The organism is Exiguobacterium sp. s150 (assembly GCF_018618435.1).
GTDB classification, from domain to species: Bacteria; Bacillota; Bacilli; order Exiguobacteriales; family Exiguobacteriaceae; genus Exiguobacterium; species Exiguobacterium alkaliphilum.
In genome coordinates this window covers 142,254-167,943 of record NZ_JACSMC010000002.1, presented here as the reverse complement: position 1 = coordinate 167,943, position 25,690 = coordinate 142,254, and the positions used below count along the sequence as shown (strand labels likewise).

General features: G+C 52.6%; 23 protein-coding genes and 1 riboswitch. Of the genes, 2 read left to right on the top strand and 21 right to left on the bottom strand.

Annotation, left to right across the window (positions count from 1 at the left end):
• Window positions 1-32: 32 nt before the first annotated feature.
• The 15 genes from KNP76_RS02435 to KNP76_RS02365 form a co-directional block, all read right to left on the bottom strand.
• Window positions 33-989 (bottom strand): L-lactate dehydrogenase, encoded by a 957-nt coding sequence (locus KNP76_RS02435; RefSeq protein WP_214842459.1) that lies wholly within the window; start codon window positions 987-989, stop codon window positions 33-35.
• A gap of 20 nt (window positions 990-1,009) precedes the next feature.
• Entirely contained in the window at window positions 1,010-3,604 is a 2,595-nt protein-coding gene (locus KNP76_RS02430) for a polynucleotide kinase-phosphatase (RefSeq protein WP_214842457.1), read from the bottom strand.
• Window positions 3,604-4,950, bottom strand: coding sequence for a 3' terminal RNA ribose 2'-O-methyltransferase Hen1 (locus KNP76_RS02425; RefSeq protein ID WP_214842455.1), 1,347 nt, complete (start codon window positions 4,948-4,950; stop codon window positions 3,604-3,606). Before KNP76_RS02425 ends, KNP76_RS02430 begins: the two co-directional genes overlap by 1 nt.
• A gap of 165 nt (window positions 4,951-5,115) precedes the next feature.
• On the bottom strand, window positions 5,116-5,538 hold the full coding sequence (locus KNP76_RS02420) for a DUF6678 family protein (RefSeq protein WP_214842453.1): 423 nt from the start codon (window positions 5,536-5,538) through the stop codon (window positions 5,116-5,118).
• A 6-nt stretch (window positions 5,539-5,544) separates the two neighbouring features.
• Window positions 5,545-5,970, bottom strand: coding sequence for a hypothetical protein (locus KNP76_RS02415; protein ID WP_214842451.1), 426 nt, complete (start codon window positions 5,968-5,970; stop codon window positions 5,545-5,547).
• A 70-nt stretch (window positions 5,971-6,040) separates the two neighbouring features.
• A complete protein-coding gene (gene sufB / locus KNP76_RS02410) occupies window positions 6,041-7,438 on the bottom strand; it encodes a Fe-S cluster assembly protein SufB (protein ID WP_034807070.1) in 1,398 nt (465 codons plus the stop codon).
• Window positions 7,439-7,457: 19 nt separating this feature from the next.
• Complete coding sequence (gene sufU, locus KNP76_RS02405; protein WP_034817241.1) at window positions 7,458-7,892, bottom strand: Fe-S cluster assembly sulfur transfer protein SufU; 435 nt, start codon at window positions 7,890-7,892, stop codon at window positions 7,458-7,460.
• Entirely contained in the window at window positions 7,882-9,102 is a 1,221-nt protein-coding gene (locus KNP76_RS02400) for a cysteine desulfurase (RefSeq protein WP_214842449.1), read from the bottom strand. The genes sufU and KNP76_RS02400 overlap by 11 nt, the downstream gene beginning before the upstream one ends.
• 1 nt (window position 9,103) lies before the next feature.
• Window positions 9,104-10,372: a Fe-S cluster assembly protein SufD gene (sufD, locus tag KNP76_RS02395; RefSeq protein ID WP_214842447.1), complete on the bottom strand. Its 1,269-nt coding sequence runs from the start codon at window positions 10,370-10,372 to the stop codon at window positions 9,104-9,106.
• A gap of 12 nt (window positions 10,373-10,384) precedes the next feature.
• On the bottom strand, window positions 10,385-11,146 hold the full coding sequence (gene sufC / locus KNP76_RS02390; RefSeq protein WP_152545883.1) for a Fe-S cluster assembly ATPase SufC: 762 nt from the start codon (window positions 11,144-11,146) through the stop codon (window positions 10,385-10,387).
• Window positions 11,147-11,320: 174 nt separating this feature from the next.
• Complete coding sequence (locus KNP76_RS02385) at window positions 11,321-12,535, bottom strand: MDR family MFS transporter (protein ID WP_214842445.1); 1,215 nt, start codon at window positions 12,533-12,535, stop codon at window positions 11,321-11,323.
• Window positions 12,536-12,635: 100 nt separating this feature from the next.
• Window positions 12,636-13,472: a MetQ/NlpA family ABC transporter substrate-binding protein gene (locus KNP76_RS02380; protein ID WP_034817233.1), complete on the bottom strand. Its 837-nt coding sequence runs from the start codon at window positions 13,470-13,472 to the stop codon at window positions 12,636-12,638.
• 30 nt (window positions 13,473-13,502) lie between these two features.
• Window positions 13,503-14,165 carry a methionine ABC transporter permease gene (locus KNP76_RS02375; RefSeq protein WP_214842443.1) on the bottom strand — a complete coding sequence of 221 codons (663 nt, stop codon included), beginning with the start codon at window positions 14,163-14,165 and terminating at the stop codon, window positions 13,503-13,505.
• Complete coding sequence (locus KNP76_RS02370; protein WP_214842441.1) at window positions 14,155-15,183, bottom strand: methionine ABC transporter ATP-binding protein; 1,029 nt, start codon at window positions 15,181-15,183, stop codon at window positions 14,155-14,157. Before KNP76_RS02370 ends, KNP76_RS02375 begins: the two co-directional genes overlap by 11 nt.
• A gap of 78 nt (window positions 15,184-15,261) precedes the next feature.
• A riboswitch (SAM riboswitch) is annotated at window positions 15,262-15,367 on the bottom strand.
• A 455-nt stretch (window positions 15,368-15,822) separates the two neighbouring features.
• The gene (locus tag KNP76_RS02365; RefSeq protein WP_034807055.1) at window positions 15,823-16,080 is read right to left on the bottom strand and encodes a thioredoxin family protein; all 258 of its coding nucleotides are present in this window, start codon (window positions 16,078-16,080) and stop codon (window positions 15,823-15,825) included.
• A gap of 184 nt (window positions 16,081-16,264) precedes the next feature.
• Between KNP76_RS02365 and KNP76_RS02360 the strand changes: the two genes are divergently transcribed.
• Entirely contained in the window at window positions 16,265-17,317 is a 1,053-nt protein-coding gene (locus tag KNP76_RS02360; RefSeq protein ID WP_211780782.1) for a PTS sugar transporter subunit IIC, read from the top strand.
• Window positions 17,318-17,356: 39 nt separating this feature from the next.
• Here KNP76_RS02360 and gcvH read toward each other — a convergent pair whose 3' ends face one another.
• The 6 genes from gcvH to KNP76_RS02330 all read right to left on the bottom strand — a co-directional run bounded on the left by gcvH (window position 17,357) and on the right by KNP76_RS02330 (window position 24,402).
• Window positions 17,357-17,740: a glycine cleavage system protein GcvH gene (gene gcvH, locus KNP76_RS02355; RefSeq protein ID WP_034817224.1), complete on the bottom strand. Its 384-nt coding sequence runs from the start codon at window positions 17,738-17,740 to the stop codon at window positions 17,357-17,359.
• 39 nt (window positions 17,741-17,779) lie between these two features.
• A complete protein-coding gene (locus KNP76_RS02350) occupies window positions 17,780-18,142 on the bottom strand; it encodes an arsenate reductase family protein (protein WP_211780781.1) in 363 nt (120 codons plus the stop codon).
• A 46-nt stretch (window positions 18,143-18,188) separates the two neighbouring features.
• Entirely contained in the window at window positions 18,189-18,917 is a 729-nt protein-coding gene (locus tag KNP76_RS02345; protein WP_246514379.1) for a hypothetical protein, read from the bottom strand.
• A gap of 83 nt (window positions 18,918-19,000) precedes the next feature.
• A complete protein-coding gene (locus KNP76_RS02340; protein ID WP_034817220.1) occupies window positions 19,001-20,785 on the bottom strand; it encodes an acyl-CoA dehydrogenase family protein in 1,785 nt (594 codons plus the stop codon).
• A gap of 13 nt (window positions 20,786-20,798) precedes the next feature.
• Entirely contained in the window at window positions 20,799-21,971 is a 1,173-nt protein-coding gene (locus KNP76_RS02335; protein ID WP_211780778.1) for an acetyl-CoA C-acetyltransferase, read from the bottom strand.
• A gap of 19 nt (window positions 21,972-21,990) precedes the next feature.
• Entirely contained in the window at window positions 21,991-24,402 is a 2,412-nt protein-coding gene (locus tag KNP76_RS02330) for a 3-hydroxyacyl-CoA dehydrogenase/enoyl-CoA hydratase family protein (RefSeq protein WP_214842439.1), read from the bottom strand.
• 213 nt (window positions 24,403-24,615) lie between these two features.
• Between KNP76_RS02330 and KNP76_RS02325 the strand changes: the two genes are divergently transcribed.
• On the top strand, window positions 24,616-25,518 hold the full coding sequence (locus tag KNP76_RS02325; protein ID WP_034807045.1) for an SDR family oxidoreductase: 903 nt from the start codon (window positions 24,616-24,618) through the stop codon (window positions 25,516-25,518).
• The last annotated feature ends 172 nt before the right edge of the window (window positions 25,519-25,690 follow it).

Genomic DNA, 25,690 nt, shown 5'->3' with positions numbered 1-25,690 from the left:
AAAGGCCCGATTGCCAAGCAATCGGGCCTTTCTTATTCCACGTTCGCGATGGCGCGTTGAATCCGTCCCACCGAAGCATTGAATTGTTGTTGCTCGTCCTCCGTCAAATCAATCTCAATGATTTGACGAATCCCAGTCCGGTCGATTAAGGCCGGTACTCCGATGTGGAGCCCCGATGCCCCGTATTCGCCGTCGAGATGCGCTCCAATCGTGACGACCGAATTTTCATTTCGGACGACGGCCCGAACGATACGAAGCAGACCAAGCCCTATCGCATAATAGGCCGCACTCTTATATTCGATAATTTGATTGGCGGCGTCGCGGACGCGTTGATAAATGTCGTCCAAGTCCGCTTGGCTATACTGGTCATTCTCTGCTAAGAGTTGGGCAATCGACTTCCCATAAATCCGTGCATTGTCCCATGCAACGAAGCCTCCGGCGCCGTGTTCGCCCAAATAATAGACGTGGCAGTTGCGTGGGGACAAGTCGAAGTACTCGCCGACCTTGTAGCGAAGCCGCGCCGTGTCGAGGACGGTCCCTGAGCCGATGACCCGGCGTTTCGGTAAACCGGACGCTTTCCAGGCGACGTGCGCCATGACGTTTACCGGGTTCGTCGCGACGACGAGGATGCCATCAAATCCGCTCGCCATCACTTGATTTGTGACGTCTCGGACGACCGTCGCGTTTTGTTCCGCGAGGTCCATTTGCGTTTGTCCGAGCTTCTGAGCGGCACCGGCCGTGATCACGACGATGTCTGCATCCCGACAGTCTGAATAGTCTCCTGCCCAAATCCGGACTGGGCTCGGGGCGAACGAGATGCCGTGGTTCAGGTCCATCGCCTCCCCTTCGGCCTTGGCGTGATTGGAGTCGATTAAGACGAGTTCCTCACAGAGTGCTGCCGTAGACAGTTGGTAAGCGAAACTAATACCGACCCAGCCAGCGCCGACGACGGCGATGCGGGTGATGTCTTTTGGATCAATCGTTTCCATATATAAACCCTCCTCTATCGTTACAGGCGTGGATCTACCGGTTCAGCTTCCATCGCCAATGTGGCCAACACACATTCATGATACCGTTCAAGCGATTCACGATGAACAAAACGTTTGATGCCTTCCATTCCGAGCGCAAATTCACGTAATGCCAGCTTTTGCTTTTTTGAGACGTTTCGTTTCTTCAAACGTTTCAAGTTGTCAGGCTCTAAGTAATCCATCCCATAGATGATGGATAAATACTTCCGTCCACGGACTTTGATTGCTGGCTGAATCAGTTTCCCGTCTACCTTCGTCATGAACCGCTCCGGCTTGATGACGATTCCTTCATGACCGTCTTCCGTCATCGTTTTCCACCACTCGATTACATCGTTTGCGCTATCTGTATCTTCAATTATTTTATAATCGGTTGCTAGAAATAAGTCATCCATCTCCGCTAACTTTTGATTCATACTCATATGCCATTCATGTGACTGATTGAAAAAGGTTTCTTCGCTATGGGCTAAGACATGAAACGGTGCAATTTGAATCGAATCGATTTCTTCAACATCCCAACAATACGTTTGGAACGCCTGCTTGAACGTCTCCGCTTGTTCCAGTTTTTGATTGACTTCAGTGAACCAGTCCTGAATACCCTCCACATGGTCGACAGCGGATTCAAGCGTTTGTTGCAATTGCTTCCGATCAAGTAACGCCTGTTCCGCCACATGGGCGTACTGATTCCGAATTAACTCTCGTGCTTTCAAGTTCCAAGGCAAAATTTCAGCATCGAGTAAAACAAAGTCAGTCTGATACGTCGTGAAGTAGTCATGTGTTGTTAACGATTGATGAAGTCGCGAGACAATCTCGTGTTCTTGTTCACGTTCAAAAAACTTTCTACCAGAACGAGTATAAATGATTCCTTTCGTTCGACGACCAATCGCCTTCTCTGCAGCATCCTCATTTTTAAATAGTAGAAGAATGGCGCGACTCCCCATATGTTTCTTTTCGGCGATTAATCGTGTGATGCCATGTTCTCGATAATAGGCAATCGCTTCATTCGGGTGCTCGAGATAGTCTTCCTCTTCAGACGGCTTTGGTGTCGGGCTCATCGTTGGTGGAATGTAGACGAGCTCTTCAAGGGGGACCGTATGATGTGAGACGAGATCAATCGATGGGAGTGCCGTTTCTTTCGATACACGAATCTCACCGAACGCTTCCGTGTCAACCGTATAACCATTCATAAGCTTCCCGATATTTGGCGGGTCTAATCGTTTCGCTTCTAGCGTCACGAGCGGGTTGTCGTCTACTTGCGCGTAGTCTTGCTTCGCCTCGACTTGAACAATTGTTTGTTCCGGATAACGAAACGCCGTTAACCGTCCTCCGAAGACAACCCCTTGGTCAATGTTAATGGTGTGATTGAGGCGTAGCGGTCGCGGTCGTGGGTCATGGCCCCAAATGATTAACGTCTTCGATTTGTGTTGCACCGTCCAATCTTTTCGGATCGGCTTACCCGCCTCATCAAATCCTTCATTGTCGCCATATCGACAAAAATCACTAATGTCCCGTGAAGTCTTCCCGATGAACTCGTCCCGGATTCCCGCATGTACACAGACCGCTGTCGGAATATCCTGTTTTGTCAAAACATAGTGCGAGGGAGCATGCTTTAACAACCGTTTCATTGAAGATTTTAATGTTTCCGTCGCGTCAGACCCTTTCTGCTTCTCATACATTTGAAGTTCCTCGACAAACAGCTCATCTCCATGCTTCATCGTCACGTTTCGCCCTTCAAGCCAACGAAACACTTTCCAGCCGTGATTGCTATCAATCATGTGTGCGATGTCAGCTTCGACATGACGAATGAAGAACTCGATCGTCTCAAGTGACTTTGGTCCACGGCTCATAATATCACCGAGAGATAAGAAAACTCGTCCCTCTGGATGCACGTATAACCCCTCATCGTTTGGGCGATAACCTAATCGTTCCAACAGCTCAAGAAATTCATCGAAACATCCGTGAATGTCCCCTATCACATCGATTCCGCGCTCCGAAGAAAGATGCAGCGGATTCATATTTTCACGCTCGACGTTCACTTGACTCACGTCTGAAATGACGTGAATTTGATTGAATCCTTCCCGCTTGATGGTCCTTTTTTCACGATTGAACACTTGAACTTGTTGTTTGACGCGTCGTCCCCCACGAGGAAAGTCGCGCAATCGATCTCGCTCCAACAAAATTGGTTGCGCGATATCCAAAACGAGCGCATAGATCGGCTGATGGAGGCGATGGGCCAGTTCGATATATTTTTTTCGATCTGACGCATACAGATGTGTCGCATCGATGATTGTTAATTTGTTAAGCCGCGCTCTCGCTTCGATGAGCAAGGTCATAAGAGCGAACGCCTCTGTCGAGATATCTTGGTACGTCTCAAAGAGCGAATCGGCTTCGTCCGGAGGATGACCTTTCCAATCGATATGTTCGACATCTCCTACGAGCTTGCGATAATCATCAGAACTAACGACTTCGCTCGGACGAATGATTTCAATTTCAATTAATTGATTGAGCCATGTCGACTTTCCACTATTTGATGGGCCAATCAATAAGACAATTCCTGCATAAGGGAGTTGAATGTGCATTACAACACCTGCTTTCTCGTAAATTCGGCGAGTTGCGTTGGCTCTCCGAATGTCGGATGGCTGTCCCCAATCCCACTGAATGTACATGTGTAGCCGAATCGTTCGGCCTGCGTCTCACAAAAAGATATAAACTCAGATCTTGTCCATTCGAAGCGATGATCCGGATGACGATACGACGAGTCGAGCCCATACACCTCGTTATACTCACGATTTGGTGTCGTCACGAAAAGAGTCTTCGGTCGATAAAGATTCAATAGTGTCGTCATCATCTTAGGGATTCGGTCTTCATCGATATGTTCGATGACCTCACAAAGAATCATCACGTCTGCGCCACGTAACTGATCATCGACATAAAAGAGCGAACCAAACATCGAGAGTGGCGGCTTGAAGCTCGGGTCTTCGGCATTTTTCTCATAACGTTTTAAAGCTTTGAGACGTTCCCGCTCAGACGGTTCAACGGCATAAATGGTATCGATTCCTGGAACGAACCCGAGTCGGCTAGCCAGTTTTCCTTCCCCAGCGCCCATATCAACCACGATGCGCCGCTCGGTCAAGGAACGGACTTTTTCAATGATTGTCTCATAGCGCATATCGTTCAACCGCTGACGATCGACTTTTGGTGCTTGTGTCGTCGCTTCTTCCTCGACAAGACGATACACTTCTTTAAAGCGCAAGGCTTGTTTTAAAATGAACGAACGTTGTGGATGATCATCCAACCATCCTTCTCCGTAGCGCTTCAGTTTTTCAACTTCTTTTTCGTCGATATAATAATGCTTATAGTTGTCCATGACAGGAATCAACACATAAAGTTGTCGCAACGCGGCTTGAAGCGTCGTCAACCCAGAAAGTCGTAGCATCCGGGCGGACCGCCTTTTTGTTTTGTCTAACTCGTAGCCTGATTCGCTATAGATGAAATCGACTTGATAGCCTAGCGGTTCGAACAACCCACGAATCGCCTCATCACTTAACGCACTTGCAATCGGACCGACAGAAAGATCCATTGAAAATGGATGATCTACCCATTCTGTATATTCCGGTTTCGGTTTCCCGTTTAGTGCCGTACCAAGGGCAGTTCGTAGTAACGAACAAAAAATACTACTCACGGCGAACTCTCGGTCATTTATGTACGAAGTGATGTCATATTGCCCAGCATTATTACGGGAAAGCTCAATCGGGTCAGGCGTCACAAAAAATGTGACGTCCACATGCTCAGCCTCAAAGCGATTAAAGAACATACGGACAAGATGACCGTTTTCATTGCGTTCATATAAGTTATTTGGATTTTTTGCGAGTAAATAGGATAATACGTCTACGTGTTTGCCTTTGGCTTGAATGGAAAGTTGCACAGTGTCACCTGACTTTCTTCGAACTTATTCGCTCAATTTTATTTAAATATACCATATTTTTGAATTCGAACGTGCTCGTCATTTTCTTATAAGTTCTAGTACTTCCGACTTTGTTAACTGCTCTGTGATTTCGACTCGTCCGCCACCTATATCTTCATACATGCTTTAATTCTCCCCTCTTTCGAAAATCCCTGTATCTCGAACATAACCAAAAATACAAATAATCTCACCTTCCATTACAAAAGGTATCTTTAGTCGTCTCAATATGTGATGAAATTCATCTGTTACATCATGAATCTCTGGTTCAATGATATACCCACGAGCTTCTTTGACGATAGGTAGAATCCGCATCCATTCGATTGAAGCGGTAGGATAAGGAAAGCCCTCATCCCAATCAGCTGAAAAATCAGCCGTCTTAGATAAAAATTCAGGGCTTGGTGTGTCTTCCAATACGTACTTGATTTGACAAGGAACATCGGATAAAAATGTAGGTGCTACCGTTCGTCTCAGTTCCTCCCACTTTGTCTTATTCATCACTGATGTCAATTGCCGCTTTTTAATTTCATGTAGTCGTTTTTGTCGGTCCATCCCGGTTCATCCCTTCTCACATACAACCTCTAAACGCTTGATGGCTCGCAACACGTCTTCTCGGTTATGTTTTTGCTTCATCCACTTGGGCAAACGACTCTCGACACTGCTGTTCTCCCCGTCACTCGTCCGAATATCCGCTTCCACGTACGCTCTCATATAAGCAAGATGGTCTCGGTTGTAAGCCCAAAGGACGTGTCCACAGCAATTTGTCTGCAAATAAAGCGATAACCGAAAGAAAGGATCGAACGCGCCGCCACCCGTTCGATAAACTCCTTCCGTATACACACGCCCATATCCGCAAGCGAGACAACTGAGGCGTAACGATTCCTTCATCACAATGTCTGCACGCTGCTCACATTGCGGACACCGCACACGAATGTCATACATGAATGCCACTAACGTTTTGGACTCTAACTGAAATCGCTTCATATGACAGCCCTCCTTATTTGATTATACAAAAAAACCAGCGAAGGTTACCTTCGCTGGTTGCATGAATGGATTATCCAATCGACCCTTCCATCTCGAACTTGATGAGACGGTTCATTTCGACGGCATATTCCATCGGTAATTCTTTCGTGAACGGCTCGATGAAGCCCATGACGATCATTTCCGTCGCTTCTTCTTCCGAGATACCACGGCTCATAAGGTAGAAGAGTTGCTCTTCTGACACTTTTGAGACTTTCGCTTCGTGCTCGAGTGACACCTGGTCGTTCAAGATCTCGTTATACGGGATCGTGTCTGACGTCGACTGGTTGTCCATGATGAGCGTGTCACACTCGATGTTCGAGCGGGCACCTTTCGCCTTACGTCCGAAATGGACGATTCCGCGATACGATACTTTTCCGCCTTGTTTCGAGATCGACTTCGAGACGATGGACGACGACGTATTCGGTGCGAGGTGAATCATCTTCGCGCCGGCGTCTTGGTGTTGGCCTTTACCACCGAGGGCGATCGAGAGCGTCATCCCACGTGAACCTTCACCTTTTAAGATGACGGCCGGGTATTTCATCGTCAATTTCGAACCGATGTTGCCATCGATCCATTCCATCGACGCGCCCGCTTCACAGATGGCACGCTTCGTGACCAAGTTGTAGACGTTGTTCGCCCAGTTTTGGATCGTCGTATAGCGGCAGTATGCGTCTTTGTTGACGAAGATCTCAACGACCGCCGAGTGGAGCGAGTTCGTCGTGTAGACAGGTGCCGTACATCCTTCGACGTAATGAACCGATGCGCCTTCGTCGACGATGATGAGCGTCCGCTCGAACTGCCCCATATTTTCCGAGTTGATGCGGAAATACGCTTGGAGCGGTTGCTCGAGTTTCACGCCTTTTGGTACGTAGATGAACGAGCCACCAGACCAGACGGCCGAGTTGAGCGCGGCGAACTTGTTGTCCGTCGGCGGAATCAACTTGCCGAAGTACTCACGGAAAAGTGCTTCGTCTTCTTTGAGCGCCGTGTCTGTATCTTTAAAGATGACACCTTTCGCTTCAAAGTCTTCTTGCATGCTGTGGTAGACGACCTCTGACTCGTACTGAGCCGAGACACCTGCCAAATATTTTTGCTCTGCTTCTGGAATCCCGAGCTTATCAAACGTCGTCTTGATTTCTTCCGGTACCTCGTCCCACGAACGTTCCGTCTTCTCAGACGGTTTGACGTAGTACGTGATCTCATCGAAATCAAGTGCAGACAAGTCGCCGCCCCATGTCGGCATCGGCATCTTGCGGAACTGCTCGAGTGATTTCAAACGGAACTCGAGCATCCAAGCCGGTTCTTCTTTCATGTTCGAGATCGTTTCTACGATTTCGTTCGTCAAGCCGCGGCCTGAACGGAAAATCGAGATGTCTCGGTCATGGAAGCCATATTTATAATCGCCAATGTCAGGCATGTTTTTTGCCATATCGGTCTCCTCCTTCTACTTACGCTTCCTCGTCGACTCCCTTTTCAAGCGCTTTCCACGCGAGCGTGGCGCACTTGATGCGAGCCGGAAACTTTGAGACGCCAGACAACGCTTCAATGTCGCCTAGGTCGAACGTTTCTGTATCATAGTCTTTCCCTTGGACCATCTGTGAAAAGATGTCTGCCAATTGAAGTGCCTCGTCTACAGATTTCCCCTTCACGATTTGAGTCATCATCGACGCGGAGGCGAGACTGATCGAGCAGCCTTCCCCTTCGAACTTGGCGTCTTTCACGATTCCGTCTTCGACTTGAAGCTGGAGCCGGAGTGAATCCCCACATGTCGGGTTGTTCAAGTCCACCGTCACGCCATCTTCGATGACGCCACGGTTCCTTGGGTTTTTATAGTGATCCATGATGACCTGTCGGTACAACATGTCAAGATTGTTAAAACTCATAGTTGAAATACTCCTTCGTTTGACGAAGTCCTTCAATGAAACGGTCGACTTCTTCTTTCGTGTTGTACAAGTAGAAGCTCGCCCGGGCCGTCGAGGATTGCTTTAAAAGGCGCATGAGCGGCTGGGCACAGTGGTGACCGGCCCGGACCGCGATCCCTTGCATATCGAGGACGGTCGCGAGGTCGTGAGCGTGCACGTCACCTAGGTTGAACGTGACGAGCCCGACCCGTTCCTCCGGTCCGTAAATCTCGATGCCTTCAATCGTCTTCATCTGCTCAATCGCGTACGATGCGAGCGCCCGCTCGTGTGCCTCGATGTTCTCGAGACCGAGGTCTTCTAAGAAGTCGATGGCAGCGGCGAGCCCGACGGCACCGGCGATAATCGGTGTACCCGCCTCGAAACGGTACGGAATGTCTTTCCACGTCGACTCATATAAATCGACGTAATCGATCATCTCGCCGCCGAACTCGACCGGCTCCATCTGTTTAAGGAGCGCTTTCTTCCCATATAAGACGCCAATCCCGGTCGGACCGAGCATCTTATGGCCTGAGAAGGCGAGGAAGTCACAGTCGAGCGCCTGCACGTCGAGCTTCCGGTGTGGTGCGCTCTGTGCCGCATCGACGACCATGACCGCACCTTTCTCGTGGGCGAGCTTCGCGACGTCCGCGATTGGGTTAATCGTCCCGAGCACATTCGAGACGTGACTCATGGCGACAATCTTCGTCCGGTCCGACAAGACCGCCTCGACCGCTTCAAGTGTCACCCGACCGTCCGGTGTCAACTCGACGTAACGGAGCGTCGCCCCTTTTCGTTTCGCGAGTTGCTGCCACGGAATGAGGTTGGCGTGATGCTCCATCGGTGTGAGGACGATTTCGTCCCCTTCACCGACGTTTGCATCCCCGTAACTCGATGCGACGAGGTTAAGTGCCGTCGTCGTCCCGCGCGTGAAGATGATTTCTTCGGCGACTGCTGCATTAATGAAGGCGCGAACACGTTCGCGTGCGCCTTCATACGCATCCGTCGCTTGTGTCCCGAGCGTATGGACGCCACGGTGCACGTTTGAATGGTTACGCTTGTAATACTCCTCGATCGCCTCGATGACAGCCAGCGGTTTTTGCGAGCTTGCCGCACTGTCGAGATAGACGAGCGGGTGACCGTTGATTTCCTGATGTAAAATCGGGAATTGGTTACGAATCGAGGCATCAATCATGTTAGCGCACTTTCCCTTCGATGACTTCACGGAGACGGTCTTTGACCGACTCAATCGCGAGTTGCTCGACGACCGGGTTCAAGAACCCGTGAATGATGAGACGTTCCGCTTCTTGACGTGACAAACCACGGCTCATCAAGTAGTAAAGTTGAATGTCGTCGACACGACCGACTGACGCGGCGTGACCGGCCATGACATCATCTTCATCGATGAGAAGGATCGGGTTCGCATCGCCGCGTGCCTTTTCAGAGAGCATCAAGACGCGCTCCGTTTGGACACCGTTCGACTTCGAGGCACCGTGGTGAATCATCGACGTTCCGCTGAAGATGGCTGTCGCCGAATCTTTTTGGACGCCGTGAATCAAGATGAATCCTTCTGACGACTTCCCGAAATGGTCCGTCCGGATGTTGAAGTTTTGTTTCTGTGCGCCACGACCGATCGTGACAGCTTTCGTATCCGAGAACGTGTTGTCGCCGACGAGGTGTGTCTTCGTCTCCACGACCGAGTTCCCATCGTTCATGTGACCGAGGGCCCACTCGAGACGAGCGTTCTCGTACACGACACCGCGACGGTTCATGAACGTGAGCGCTGACTCAGCGAGTTGATCGACGCCACCGAAGACGACTTTCGCATTCGCCGCAGCGAACACTTCCGTCACGGCGTTGACCGTGTGCGGCTCGTTCGTGTTCGAAAGGAAGCTCTCGATGAACGTCACTTCACTGCCTTCATCTGCCACGACGATTGTGTGGTGATAGAGGGCACCGTTCGCTTGTTCCATCGTGAAGATGGCTTGAAGCGGGTCTTTCACTTGTACGTTTTTCGGGACGTATAAGAATGCGCCGCCGTTCATCAAGGCCGCGTTCAAAGCTGACAAGCGCTCTTCGTCGACACGGACGCCTTCGGTCATGAAATATTTCTCGACGAGGTCCGGATGTTGGTCCATCGCCTCTTTGATTCCCATGAACAAGACGCCTTCTGGCACTTGGAGTTCGTTATAGACGACATGACCGTTGCGTTCAACGAGCACGTTCGTACGATGGTCTCCTAACAGTGCCTCGATTTCAGGCGTGAGGCCGTCGAGCTTCGCGAGCTCCACGTCGCCGCTTGTGAAATCCCATTTCTCAATTTTAATCTTTTCAACTTTCGGCAAAGCGAGAGTCGGCGCGAGTTCTGCTGCTTCTTTACGACGGTTGACCATCCAAGCAGGTCCTCCGAGCGCCTCTGCACGTGCCGACAATGCTTGCGCATCCAATTCAAATTGTACGGTCATCGTACAGCCTCCTTACGCTTCTGTGTCTACTGTCATTCCGAGATCTTGTTTCACCCAGTCGTAACCTTCTGCCTCGAGTCGCTGTGCGAGCTCTTTGCCGCCAGACATAACGATTTTCCCATCCATCATGATGTGGACGAAGTCTGGCTCGATGTAGTTGAGGAGACGCTGATAGTGCGTGATGATTAAGCAGCCGAACTCTTCTGAACGCATCTCGTTGACGCCCGTTGCGACGACTTTGAGTGCATCGATATCAAGACCTGAGTCAATCTCGTCAAGAATCGCGATGTTCGGTTTGATCATCATCATTTGAAGAATCTCGTTACGTTTCTTTTCTCCACCTGAGAAACCTTCGTTCAAATAGCGGTGCGCCATTTCTGAAGGGATTTCGAGAACGTCCATCTTCGCGTCGAGTTCACGGATGAACTTCATGAGCGAGATTTCTTGACCTTCTTCACGACGCGAGTTGATCGCTGAACGCAAGAAGTCTGCATTTGTAACACCGCTGATTTCAGCAGGGTACTGCATGGCGAGGAACATACCCGCCTGTGCACGCTCGTCGACTTCCATCTCGAGCACGTCTTCGCCGTTCAAATCGACGCTTCCGCCTGTTACTTCATACAATGGGTGACCCATAAGTGCAGATGCGAGTGTTGATTTACCCGTTCCGTTTGGACCCATGATGGCGTGAATCTCGCCACCTTTAATTTCAAGATTAAGACCTTTGACAATCTCTTTTCCTTCGATTGAGACGCGGAGGTCATCAATTTTCATGTGTGGTACGTTAGACATTCGGATACCCCTTCCGTTTTTCTCGCCATTTGTGGCGTAGATTAGATATATTCTAATCTTAATCTAGGCAATTTTTTATTTCAAGCGACTCACCTTATTCTTCATTCTCAATAAAAACATAAATATTGAGAATGGGAATATTGAGAAATCAAGATATTATCCAACTTTTTCCTCAATGAGCGCCAATGTTGCTTTCCGCTCCGTGAACGCCCCCATAAAGAAGAACGCCCCGCACGCCGTGACAACGGCCAAACTCCCAAATACAGGCAAGGCCGCATTGTTAAATCCGTCGAGCAACAGTCCGCCGATAATCGGCCCGACCGATTGCCCGAGCGCCGTCAGTCCCATCGCCCCGAAATACGTCCCCCGTAAATGTTCCGGCGCCAGTTCGTCGGTCAAGACGTCCGTCATCGTGAACATGAGCACTTCCCCGACCGTGAAGATGACCATGGCGACGAAGAGCACCCACACTTCCGAAGCGAAGCCGATGAGAAGGAGACCGATCGACAGCGTCGCCACCCCGAAGAAGAGCGATTTGATTGGCGAGACGCGAATGCCGAACCGCATAATCGGATACTGCACGATGAGCACCGTGATCGCATTCACCGTCAACAAGTACGCGAACAGCCGCGAGCCGTCGCTGAACCCGTCATGGAACGCGATGAACTGCGGTAGCGTCGAGTTGAATTGACTGTAACCGATGATAGCGAAAATCATCCCGATGATGACGTAACGAAACGTCTTGTCCGCCCGTAACACCCGGAACGTCTCTGTCAAACGCGGACGAACTTTCGTCGCATCACTCTCTTCAAACGGATACTTCCGGAACAGCGACGTGATGATGAGGCCATAGAGGACGTACACAGCGGTCACGACGAAGAACGCGCTCTTCGCCCCGGTGAGCGACAAGACGACCGCAAGCAGCGGACCGATCGCCGCGGCGATGTTGATTAAGAAATAGCGGACGTTATAGACGATGACACGTTGCTCGGGCTTCGTCGTATCGCTGATGAGCGCGCGAGACGCCGGCTCTAAAAAGGAACGGGACACGCCCATGAGCACGGAAAATATGTAAAACCAAACGAGTTCCGTCGCGAGCGCGAAACCGGTGAACGTGAGCGCATTCAAGCCGATGCCGATCAGCATGAGCTGCTTCCGTCCGTGACGGTCCGAGAGCGTCCCCCCGAAGAAGCTCATGAACAATCCCGAAATGGCCGAGACGGCGAACACCGTTCCGATGACGCTCGCCGAGAAACCGAGCGTCGCGAGATAAATCGCAAAAAATGGCATGACGAAAAAAGTCGACAGCCGGGCAAAGAACGTACCGAACAAGACGCCTAGCGTCAGCGGATGAATCTGTCTTATGTTCATCCGAATCCCCCCTTTTCTTACATATAATTAGTGTACTTCTCTTTGTGAAAGAACACCACGCCAAACAAAAAAGGCCCGGGATATCCCGAGCCTCGCGTGATTATTGGTTGACCGGTACGACGGCACCTTTGTATTCCTCTAAGATCCACTGTTGTGTCTCTTCTGATGTGAGGACTTCAAGGAGTGCTTTGACGCGCTCGTCATTCTCGTCGCCTTCACGTGTGACGATCAAGTTGACGTACGGTGAGTCTTCGCCTTCGAGTGCGATGGCGTCTTCGAGCGGGTTGAGACCGGCATCGATTGCGTAGTTCGTGTTGATGAGAACGGCGTCGCCTTCCCCGTTGTTGTACGCTTGCGGAAGAAGAGCCGCTTCAACGTTCGTCTTGAACGTCAAGTTTTTCGGGTTGTCGACGATATCAGCGACTGTCGCGTCGACCGTCTTGCCTTCTGCAAGTGTGAGCAAGCCTTCTGATTGGAGCATCGTGAGGATACGGCCATGGTCTGCGACCGACGAGCTCATGATGATTTCAGCGCCATCTGGAAGCTCATCGAGTGAGGCGTAGTCTTGTGAGTAGACACCGATCGGCTCGATGTGGACGCCACCGGCTGATGCGAATTTATAATCTTTGTTTTCAGCCATTTGTGACTCGAGGTATGGCTCGTGTTGGAAGTAGTTTGCGTCAAGCTCTCCGTCCGCAAGTGTACGGTTCGGGAGGACGTAGTCTTGGAACTTCGTGATTTCAAGCTTGTAGCCTTTTGCTTCGTATTCATCTTTCACATGCTCCAAAATCTCTGCGTGTGGCACGTTCGATGCGCCGATGACGAGCGTCTTGTCATCGCCACCTGCGCCTGATTCTGAATCCCCGCCGCCGCAAGCCGCGAGAATTGTGAGTGCTGATGCTGCCGTTAAACCGAGTACTGTTTTCCATGATTTCATGTGTGAACCCTCCAAATGTTTTTTATTTGATTAAGCAGAGCGCTTATCGATTCTTGTGACAAGTCGGTCTCCGATGAATTGAATCACGAAGACGATGACTAAGATGAGGACGGTCGCGACGAACGTCACGTCGTTCCGCGAACGCTGGAACCCGTCAAGGAACGCCAAGTTACCGAGACCACCGCCACCGACGACGCCCGCCATCGCCGTATAACCGACGATCGCGACGAGTGTGACCGTGATTCCCGACACGATGGCCGGGAGCGCCTCTGGGAACAAGACTTTATAGATGATTTGCCATTTCGTTGCTCCCATCGACTCGGCCGCCTCGATGACACCGCGGTCAATCTCACGAAGTGCGAGCTCGACCATCCGTGCATAGAACGGGGCCGCCCCGATGATGAGCGCCGGAAGTGCCGCCGTCGAACCGAGGATCGTGCCGACGACGATCTTCGTGAACGGGATGAGCAAGATAATCAAAATAATGAACGGGATTGAACGGAACACGTTGACGAACGCACTGACGACGGTGTAAATCGTCCGATTCTTCATCATGAGCGGTTCGTTCGTCACATAAAGAATGATCCCGAGTGCGAGACCGAAGGCGAACGTTGCGCCACCGGCGACGAGCGTCATATAAATCGTCTGCCACGTCTCCTCGAGCATGATCTCCCAGTCTACGTTAGGAAACATCGCTTTCCACCTCCACTTCCACTGCCTGCGATCGGATTGAGGCGATGGCCCGCTCGACTTCAGCCGGCTCTCCGATCAGTTGAATAAATAGCGTCCCGAGCGCGCCGACTTGTGACTGCGTCACGTTCCCGCCGATGATGTTGAAGCCGATATCATGCGTCTTCAAGACGTCTGAGAGAATCGGCTGTTCGGCAGTCTCGTTCAAGAACTTGAGCTTGACGATTTGACCACTCGGATAGCGCGCCTTCAAATGCTCGAACGTGAGCGACATGTCGTCGACCGCGCCGATCTGTTTGACGAACTCTTTTGTGATCGGTTGTTCCGGATGTTGGAACACGTCGGCGACTTGCCCGATCTCGACGACTTTCCCTGCTTCCATGACCGCGACGCGATGACAAATCTTTTGGATGACATGCATCTCGTGCGTGATGAGCACAATCGTCAAGCCGAGCTTTTTATTGATGTCGACGAGTAACTCGAGAATCGAGTCGGTCGTCTTCGGGTCGAGCGCGCTCGTCGCTTCATCGCAGAGGAGCACTTCTGGATTCGTAGCGAGCGCACGGGCAATCCCGACTCGCTGCTTTTGACCACCCGATAGTTGTGATGGGTAACTGTCTTCACGTCCGGCGAGCCCGACAAGTTCGACGAGTTCGGTGACGCGGCGTTTCCGCTCGCTTGCCGGTACCCCGATAAGTTCGAGCGGGAAGCTGATGTTTTCAGCGACCGTGCGCGACCAGAGTAGATTGAAGTGTTGGAACACCATTGAGACGTTTTTGCGAACCCCTCGTAACTCTTTTGGACTAAGCTTCGTCAATTCACTCCCGGCCACCTCGATCGTGCCGCTCGAAGGTGACTCGAGCCGGTTAAGGAGTCGAATGAGTGTCGACTTCCCTGCCCCTGAATATCCGATAATTCCAAAAATTTCGCCGCTTTCGATTGTAAGCGACACATCATCGACCGCCTGGACTCGACCGTTTTTCGTGTCGTACCATTTGGCCACATTGCGTAGTTGAATCAATCCCTTTCCCTCCTGACAACAAAAAAAGTACGCACGTTTGAGCAAACGTGCGTACTTTATCGGTACGGACAACGATTGCTCTCATCTTCCAAGGTATACACCTTGCTGGAATTAGCACCATTTCGGATTGCTCCGCGGTTGCTGGGCGTCATAGGGCCAGTCCCTCAGCCTCTCTTGATAAGAGTGTTGTATATTCGATTAGCCTTATCATAGCGACATATTATTTTCATGTCAAACTATTTTATGCGAAAAAATAAAAAAAGGTGCCGTCCGAAGACGACACAGAACGTAGCACCTTGAGTCACAGGAAGGACAACCCATAGATGAACCCCTTTTGCCCGATCAGAGCATTCATCCTTAATATGGGGGATGTTACTCGTCAATCACCCAATCCTGACATGTACCGAACGGCTACGCGGTCTGTATTCCTTCGCTTGATTTTTTTGGGGGACAATCGAAGGGAAGGTCCACTTCAAAATCGCGTAAGCGGGTGGTTCGGCGATGCCTGAACGTCTTGATCGCGAGTAAATCGCGTCCTATTTTTGTGTTCAAGTAAGATGTTGTAATGAATATACCATTCGTGAACTTTCTGTGTCAACTGATTATTTAAAATTTTCAGATTATTCTAATGTTCCTCCGTCACTTGACGAAGGAAAGCACGTGTTGCACGTTTTGGAACGCATAGATTCGATCGGTCACTTGGCCATTTTCAAGCTTCAGGAGCGCCGGGACGCTCATCACTTGATACGCTTCCAGCTCGTTTGGGATGAAGTTCGCATCGCGTTTTTCAATCTTTAAATTAGGATCGACCGCCTCGACGACCGTGAGCATCCGCTCAGCTACGGCGCATGTACCACACATTGGGGCGTATATATATAACAATCCGTCTGTCACCATATTTCTCACCTCTCTCCTGATTATAAGAAGCTTCGCCCCGACATTCAAAAGTTGTGCTCGATTTGAAAAAATTCTGAATACTTCCATTTTTCTGGTTGACGTGCGTCTGAAAGAGGCATAGTATGGTCAATAACTTTAATGCTTTTGTACATAACAGTAAAAGAGAAGGATAGGTGAAGAAGACATGACGGAAGAACGACTTACCGGAAAACAGTTCTTGATGAACGTATTGAACGGACTCAGCCTTGCCATTTTGATTGCCCTCATTCCGAGCGCATTGCTCGGTGAATTGACGAAAGCCATCTTGCCGTATTTTCCGTCGCTCCAGTTCATCTTAGACGCGACGACGATCGCGATGCGCCTCCTCCCGGTCATTATCGGGGTCGCCGTCGCCATGCAGTTCGGCCGCACGGCGCTCGAGGCCGGGACGATCGGCATCGCGACACACGTCGGGAGCGGTGCCATCCGCATTGAGGAAGGTACCTTCCTCATGGCCGGCATCGGTGACGTCATCACGGCCGGTGTGACGGCGGCCCTCGCGACGTATCTCGTCATGCAACTGTCACCACGCTTAAAGACGTACACGGTACTCGTTTTGCCGATGACGGTCATCGTCGTCGCCGGAGGCATCGGCGCGTTCCTGCTCACGTATATCTCACAGATCACGACGTACGTCGGGACGATCATCATGACGATGACGGAACTACAACCGGTCGTCATGGGCATCTTGATCGCGATGGCGTTCTCGCTCATCATCGTCTCGCCGATTTCGACGGTCGGGATCGCCACGGCGATCAGCCTATCGGGCGTCGCGGCCGGGGCGGCCAATCTCGGTGTCGTCGCCGCCGGTTTCGGGCTCGCGATCGCCGGGTGGCAGATGAACGCGACCGGCACGTCAATCGCCCACTTCCTCGGTTCACCGAAGATTCAGATGGCGAACTTCATCCGTCGTCCGATCATGATGCTCCCCGTGCTCGCGAACGCGGCCATTCTCGGTGCGCTCGCCGGTATCCTTCGAATCGAAGGCACGCCGATCAGTGCCGGATTCGGTGTCTCGGGGCTCATCGGACCGATCAATGCGCTTCATTTGATGCCGGGCGGTTTCGCGCTCTTCAACGTCATGCTCGTCATCGTCTTGTTCGGTCTCATCCCGATCGCGCTCGGTGTCTTCTTCTTCAAACTGTTCAACCGGACCCCGCTCATCCGTCCGGAACATTATCGTCTCGACTTCGAATGAAAAAAACCCGGCTTCTCGTGAAGAGAAACCGGGTTTTGTTTACCCTTGAATCATCGCTTCGTATTCTTCGGCTGTCATGAGCTTGTCAACGTCTGACGCGTCGTTCAACTCGACTTCAATCATCCAAGCGCCTTCGAACGGTGCTTCGTTCACGAGTTCTGGCGAATCCGCGAGCGACTCGTTGACCGCTGTGATTTTACCAGAGACCGGTGCGTAAAGCTCCGACACCGTCTTGACCGATTCGACCGAACCGAACGGCTCATCAATTAGAATCGTGCCCCCGACTTCAGGAAGTTCGACAAAGACGATATCCCCGAGTTCGCTCTGTGCGAAGTCCGTGATCCCGATGCGGGCCACGCTCCCGTTCACTTCAACCCATTCGTGTTCTTTTGAATAACGTAAATTGGCAGGTACTTTGCTCATCCTAACTTCCCCCTCAAATAAATTAGACTCACACGTGTATTATAGCACTTCGCCCCAAACGTCTGTAAACGACTTTTCCGAAAATCCGACCGTCGTTTTTTCCCCGTCCGTCACAATCGGACGCTTCAAAAGCATACCATTGCTTGCGAGGAGCTCGAGTTGTTCGTCTTCTGATAAGTTCGGCAACTGATCTTTGATGCCTTCGTTACGATACACTTGGCCGCTCGTATTGAAAAACTTTTTGAGCGGTAGCCCGGACTGCTTCCACAGCTCGGCCAACTCGTCTTTCGACGGTGTCGCCTCGACGATATGGACGTATGTATAGGCCACGTCGTTCTCTTTCAACCATTTCTCTGCTTTCTTGCATGTGCTACACGGTGGATAGCCGTATAGTGTCACCATTGTTCATCACCTCTTCTGTTAATGTAGCATATCTCGTTTCTTGACTTCACGTCCGAAGCAACCGGTCAATTTCCCGCTTCAGCGTCGCATTGACCGGGTGACGTTCTTCGATATATGCGAGGATGTAGGCGGCCGCCTCGACGGAACGTCCATATCCGAGCACCGCTCGCTCGAGGAACGCGATCATCTCAGGATGTTGAACTTCCACGCGCCGGGTCGGATTGAACGGGTCACTCATCTCCCCGTGTGCCTTCAAGACGTTATTCACGGCCGACACTTGAATGAGCTCGAATCCTGCGAGCCGTTCCCCTCGCCGCTCGCGAAGCAGGCCAACATACAGGTTCGTCAGCGCCTCTTCATAGCAATGTGAGACATCCGTCGCCGGTGTGACGATTTTCGGCGTCGCGAACGCCTCGAGCGCCTCATCCCGTTGCCAAACGATGCGTCCCGGGGTGTAGGCGATCGCAGGCATCTCAGGCAAGTCGAATACAGCGAACTCGGCGTAAATCCCGTCCGCATACATGACTTTGTGCCCGTCTTTCGTGTTTTGGAACTGATAGGCCAACGGTGCGACTTCTAACCAATCCAAATTGTCGATGAAACGACCCTTCTGTCCGTCCTCGACGATCAAAAAGAAATCAAGGTCCGAGTACTCATCGAGCCGGTCCGTCTCAAGGCCGATTGAGCCGAGCGCGAGCAGCATGAGCGTCCCGTCATATTCGGCGACCGCGCGCCCGATTTCTTCCATCCGTTCCAACAAGTCATTTCGTCTCATGAACATCCCTCCTGACCTCATTGTACGGTTTAGCTCGGCCAAAAAGAAAGAGTCGACCGCGTCCGGCCGACCCTGCTTTACGTTTAGACGATAAACTTGTTCGCTTTGATGAGGCTCGCTGCGACTTCGCGCTTCGTGCCGATGACGTTGATCGGCTGATAGCGGCTGAATTTCTTCATTGCCGAGAGAAGCATGCGTTGCTCGTCGCCAGACGAAGCTGCGTACAATACTTCTTTCGCCATGAGTTCGACTTGCTTGAACACTTGCTCGGCGAAGATTTCCGTGTAACGGACTTTCTGCTGGTTCTTCTCGGCGCCGGTACGGCCGATCGCTTTGTCCGTCCGGGCGATGGCCGCCTCGAGCGCGTAGATGGCGCTGATGATGTCGGCGATCTTCGCGAGAATCTCTTGCTCGTTCTGGAGGTTTTGCTGGTACTTCTGGACGGCCGTGCCCGCGATCATCAAGTTGATTTTCTTCATGTTCGAAAGCAACATCTTCTCACGCGCGAGCGGTGAGCCGTCAAGTTCTTGCGGCATGTAGCTCATGAGCTCTTTTTGGAGTTTCTGCGCTTCGGCGAGGAGCGGCAAGTCGCCTTTCATCGCTTTCTTGAGGAGCGTGCCCGGCACGATCAACCGGTTGATTTCGTTCGTCCCTTCGAAGATCCGGTTGATCCGTGAGTCACGGTACAAGTTCTCGACCTCATACTCGGTCATGAAGCCGTAACCGCCGTGGATTTGGACCGCTTCGTCGACGACGTAGTCGAACGTCTCCGAGGCGAACACTTTGTTGAGTGAACACTCGATCGCATACTCGGCAATCGCTTGTGCGACTTTCGAGCCGTCACGCATGTTGTCGTCGCCGAGGGCGTCGAGGCTGTCTTGGAACAAGCCGCCCGTCCGGTAGACCGAGCTCTCCATCGCGTAAATGTTCGCCGCCATCGTCGCGAGTTTTTCTTGGATGAGCGGGAACTGGCTGATCGGCGTCTTGAACTGTTTGCGTTCGTTCGCGTACTGGACCGAGAGATCGAACGCACGTTTCGACGAACCGACCGCACCGACGGCAAGTTTGTAGCGTCCGACGTTCAAGATGTTGAAGGCGATGACGTGGCCTTTGCCAATCTCACCGAGGAGGTTGTCGACCGGCACTTCGACGTCTTCTAAGATGAGCGTCCGTGTCGATGAGCCTTTAATCCCCATCTTCTGTTCTTCGGCGCCGGTCGAGACGCCGTTGAAGTCACGCTCGACGATGAAGGCGCTGAACTTGTCGCCGTCGATTTTCGCGTAGACGACGAAGACGTTCGCGAACCCGGCGTTCGTGATCCATTGCTTCTCCCCGTTCAACACGTAGTGCGTGCCGGCCTCGTTCAAGACGGCCGTCGACTTGGCACCGAGTGCGTCCGACCCTGAGCCTGGCTCTGTGAGGGCGTAGGCGGCGATCCATTCACCGGTCGCGAGCTTCGGCAAGTACTTATGCTTTTGCTCTTCCGTCCCGAAGAAGACGATCGGGAGCGTCCCGATGCCGACGTGGGCACCGTAGCTGAGGGCGAACGAACGCGCTTTGGCGAAGCGTTCCGTGATAATCGATGACGAGATTTTATCGAGCTGATAGCCGCCGTACTCTTCCGGCACGTCCGCGCCGAGAAGTCCGAGCTCACCCGCTTCTTTCAACAGCTCGACCGAGAGATCGAACTCGTGCTTCTCGATGCGTCCGAGGACCGGCATGACACGGTCGTCGACGAAGCTCGCCGTCGTGTCGCCAATCATCTTGTGCTCATCTGAGAAGTCTTCCGGTGTGAAGAGACGCTCCGCGTCGAGTGCGTCGATGACGAAGCTACCGCCTTTAATCAATTCGTGTTCTGTCCGTTCCATAGTCAATTCCCCCTTATAGTAATTCGAAGACGCCAGCAGCGCCCATACCGCCACCGATGCACATCGTCACAACCCCATACTTTTCATTGCGTCGTTTCATCTCGTGCAAGATTGAGACCGAAAGTTTCGCACCCGTGCAACCGAGCGGATGCCCAAGGGCGATCGCGCCGCCGTTGACGTTCACTTTCGACGGGTCGATGCCAAGTTCACGGATGACGCCGAGCGATTGGCTCGCGAACGCCTCGTTCAATTCGAACAGTCCGACTTCCTCGAGCTTCACGCCGGCCATCTCGAGCGCTTTCGGGATGGCGACGACCGGACCGATTCCCATCACTTCCGGACGGACCCCGCCGACCGCGAACGAGAGGAACTTCGCCATCGGTTTCAAGCCTTGTCGCTCCGCTTCTTCGCGCTCCATGACGAGCACAGCCGCAGCGCCGTCTGACACTTGGGACGCGTTCCCCGCCGTCACCGAACCTTTGATTTTGAAGGCCGGGCGCAACTTACCGAGCGCCTCGACGGTCGAGTCGGCACGGACGCCTTCATCGTGTTTGACGACGACTTCGCGCTCCGCGACTTTCCCGTCTTCCCCGAGGACGTGCTCGATGACCGTCACCGGGACGATCTCTTCTTCGAACTTGCCGCCGGCGATTGCCGCCGCTGCCTTTTGATGGCTATCGATGGCGAACCGGTCTTGGTCCTCACGCGAGATGTTATATTCCGCTGCCACTCGTTCAGCCGTATGGCCCATGCTCATGTAGTATTCTGGTGCCGTCTCCATGATGTTCGGGTTCGGACGGATGACGTGTCCACCCATCGGCACGAGGCTCATCGACTCCATGCCGCCGGCGATGACTGCCGTCGCTTGGCCGATCATGATTTTCGCTGCCGCGTCGGCGATGGCTTGAAGCCCCGACGAGCAGTAACGGTTGATCGTGATGGCCGGCACTTCGTGAGACAAACCGCCGCGAACCGCCGCATAGCGGGCGATGTTCATCCCTTGCTCGGCTTCTGGCATGGCGCATCCCATGATGACGTCGTCGATGGGCCCTTTGTAGCCGGACCGCTCGAGCGTCGCTTTAATCGCGTGACCCGCGAGTTCATCCGAGCGGACGTTTCGGAACGACCCCCGTTTTGCTTTTCCGACCGGCGTTCGTGCGCCGGCCACGATGACTGCTTCCCTCATCTGTGAAATCCCCCTTTTGTCAGTTCCGAAGTGGCTTGCCTTTGACGAGCATATGTTGCATCCGTTGCTGCGATTTTGGTTCCCCGATGAGGCTTAGGAACGCCTCGCGCTCGATGTCGAGGAAGTATTGCTCGTCGACCATCGTGCCGTATGCCAAATCGCCGCCGCTGATGACGTGGGCGAGTTTTTTCGCAATTTTCAAATCATGCTCGGAGATATAGCCGCCATAGAACATCTCGTACGCCGCGAGTTCGAGCGTCGCTTTCCCCGTCTGTCCGACGACCGGTAACTTCTCACGAACCGGTGCCGTGTAGCCGTCGTAGAGACCGAGCACCGTCTGTTTCGCATCGAACGTCAAGTGGTCGCGGTTCATCGAGATGCCATCGACCGCACGGTGATAGCCGAGCGTCTTGGCGTCAAACGCCGATTTCGACACTTTCGCCATGGCGACGTTCTCGAACGTCTGTTGCGCCGCTTTCTCGATGTTTTGCATCGCCTTCGGTGTCTGCTCCAAGAAACGACGATACGTGTTGACGTTCCCGCCGCCGCCTGGGATGAGGCCGACACCGACTTCAACGAGACCCATATACGTCTCGAGCGCCGCCTGCATGCGTGCGGCCGGCAAGCTGATCTCTGTCCCGCCGCCGAGCGTCATGCCGTAAGGCGCGACGACGACCGGGCGAGCGGCGTAGCGAATCTTCTGGACGACTTGTTGGAACTTGTTGATGATCCAGTCGAGCTCGTACCAGTTCTCGTCTTCCGCTTCCATGAGCATCATCGCCAGGTTGGCGCCGACACAGAAGTTCTTGCCATCGTTGGCGAGGACGAGTCCTTTGAAGTCGGTCTCGACGAGGTCGATGGACTGCTCGATCATCTGCATGATGTCGACACCGATCGCATTGTTCGGTGACGTGAACTCGAGTGCGACGACGTCGTCTCCGATATCGATGAGGCGCGCCCCACCGTTCTCGAGCACGATGCCGTTCGACTTGGCGAGCGGCGCGAGTTTCACTTCTTTCGGGTTGACGGTCTTCTCAACGTACGTCTGTGACGCTTGGTCGTAATACTGGTCTCCCTTATAGAAGGATGTGTGTCCGGCAGCGAGCATCTCGTCGATCCACGCCGGGACGTCGTAGCCTTCCGCTTTCATGCGGGCGACCGACTTCTCGACGCCGAGCGCGTCCCACGTCTCGAACGGGCCGAACTTCCAGCCGAAGCCCCACTTCATGGCGTCGTCGATGGCGACGATCGTGTCGCTGATCTCGCCTGTGAGGCGAGCCGAGTAGACGAGTGTCTTCGCTGTCACCGGCCAGAGCAGTTGTCCGATGCGTCCTTTGTTCAAGATGGCACCTTTCAACTTCGCTTTCGAGCCCGGGAGTGACTTGATTTGGTCGAGTTCCGGGCCTGTAATCGCTTTCAATTGTTCGTACTCGAACGTTTGGAGATTGAGTTCTTGGATGACTTTGCCGTCTTTCTTATAGAACCCTTGGCCGGCCTTCTGTCCGATCCATCCCTTCTCGACGAGCGTCTTCATCTCCGTCGGGACGTCGAACGTGTCCTTCTCTTCGCCCGATTCGAGCGTCTCGAAGACGTTTCCGGCGACGTGGACGAACGTGTCGATGCCGACGACGTCAAGCGTACGGAACGTCGCTGATTTCGGGCGGCCGATGAGCGGTCCGGTGATCGAGTCCATCTCACCGATCGAGGCGTTCTGTTTGAGCATCTCTTCGAACGTGACGAGGAGACCGTACGTGCCGATGCGGTTCCCGATGAAGTTTGGCGTGTCTTTCGCCTCGACGACACCTTTCCCGAGACGGTCCTCGGCGAAGCGGGCCATGAAGTCGATGACCGGGCGCGCCGTCTTCTCCGTCGGGATGAGCTCGAGCAATTTCAAGTAACGTGGCGGGTTAAAGAAGTGCGTCCCGAGGAAACGTGTCTTCAAGCCTTCCGGCAACACGCTCGCCATCGCCTCGATTGAGATGCCGGACGTGTTCGAGCTGAGTACCGCGTCTTCACGGATGTAAGGTGCGATTTTTTCGAACAGCTGTTGCTTCACGTCGAGCCGTTCGACGACGACTTCAATGACCCAGTCGGCTTCCTTCAAGCGCTCGAGATCATCTTCTAAGTTGCCGACATCGATGAAGTTCAAGTGTTCCGGTGTCGCGAGCGGTGCCGGGTTTTGCTTCAACAGCTTCTGACGGTTCTCGGATGCGATACGGTTCCGCACTTCCGGTGACTCGAGCGTGAGCCCTTTCGCTTCTTCTTTCGCCGTCAATTCCCGTGGTACGATGTCGAGCATGAGCGAACGAATCCCCGCGTTCGCCAAGTGAGCCGCAATCCCCGCCCCCATTACTCCTGAACCGATGACGACCGCAAAACGAATGTTGCTCGTCAAACGGAGGTCGGCTGATTGTTCGATGTGACTCGTCATATTGTTCCCCCCTCAATGAGAATGAATAGTGATTCATTTCAAGCGTAAAAAAAATCGCAATCACCATCGTGTTTACTCTTCTATCATAAATGAATGAACATTCATTCGCAAGCCCGCATTTTTCAAATTCATTCCATTTCACGAAATAACGATTAATTTTTGAGTTGAGTGGTATAGACACAAAGAGTCAATTTTAGAAAGGGGAATGTACACATGCGTGACAATCGTTTAAACACAGTCGGAAGTCGAAAAGATTTTGAATCGTTCAAGAAGGACGGCCAAGAGCAAGCCCATCAGCCGGGCATCGACTCGAAGATGGAGCCGTTCCCCATCTATGAGCGTGAAGGATATAAAGGAAGCGAGAAGTTAAAAGATAAAGTCGCCATCATCACAGGCGGCGACTCCGGCATCGGGAAATCGGTCGCCATCTTCTTCGCCCATGAAGGTGCGAACTCGGTCATCGTCTATAAAGATCAAAACGAGCTCGAGGACGCCGAGGCGACGAAAGAGCGGATCGAAGAACTCGGTCAAGCGTGTCTCTTACTTCAAGGGGACGTCGGCGACTCGGCGTTTTGCCAAGACGTCGTCAAACAGGCGCTCGAGACGTTCGGTCATTTGGACATCCTCGTCAATAACGCCGCCGAGCAACATCCACAAGAGTCGCTCCTCGACATCTCGGACGAACAGCTCGAGCAGACGTTCCGGACGAACATCTTCAGCATGTTCTATTTGACGAAAGCCGCCCTCCCGTACTTGAACGAAGGCGCGAGCATCATCAACACGACGTCAATCACAGCGTATCAAGGGAACGACCAATTGATCGACTACTCGTCGACAAAAGGGGCGATCACATCGTTCACACGCGCACTCGCGAGTAACCTCGCCGAGAAGAAGATTCGCGTGAACGGTGTCGCACCAGGTCCGATTTGGACACCGCTCATCCCGGCGACGTTCCCGGCGGACAAAGTTGCCTCGTTCGGAGACTCGGCCGAGATGAAGCGTCCGGGCCAACCGGCGGAACTCGCTCCGGCGTATGTGTATCTCGCAAGTGACGACTCGACGTACGTCAGTGGACAGGTCATCCATGTCAACGGCGGGACGGTCGTGAACGGATAATGTCTCAAGAAGTCTCGGCTCACTTGCCGAGGCTTCTTTTTGTACGGTGCATCCTTTCGGCGCCTGCCCGCACCTCATAGCATTCATGTGCGCCCAAGGACGATCACGTTGGCGTCGGATTGTGATCGCATGCTTCCGTCGGCACCCTGACTCATGCAGGAAAGCAATCCAA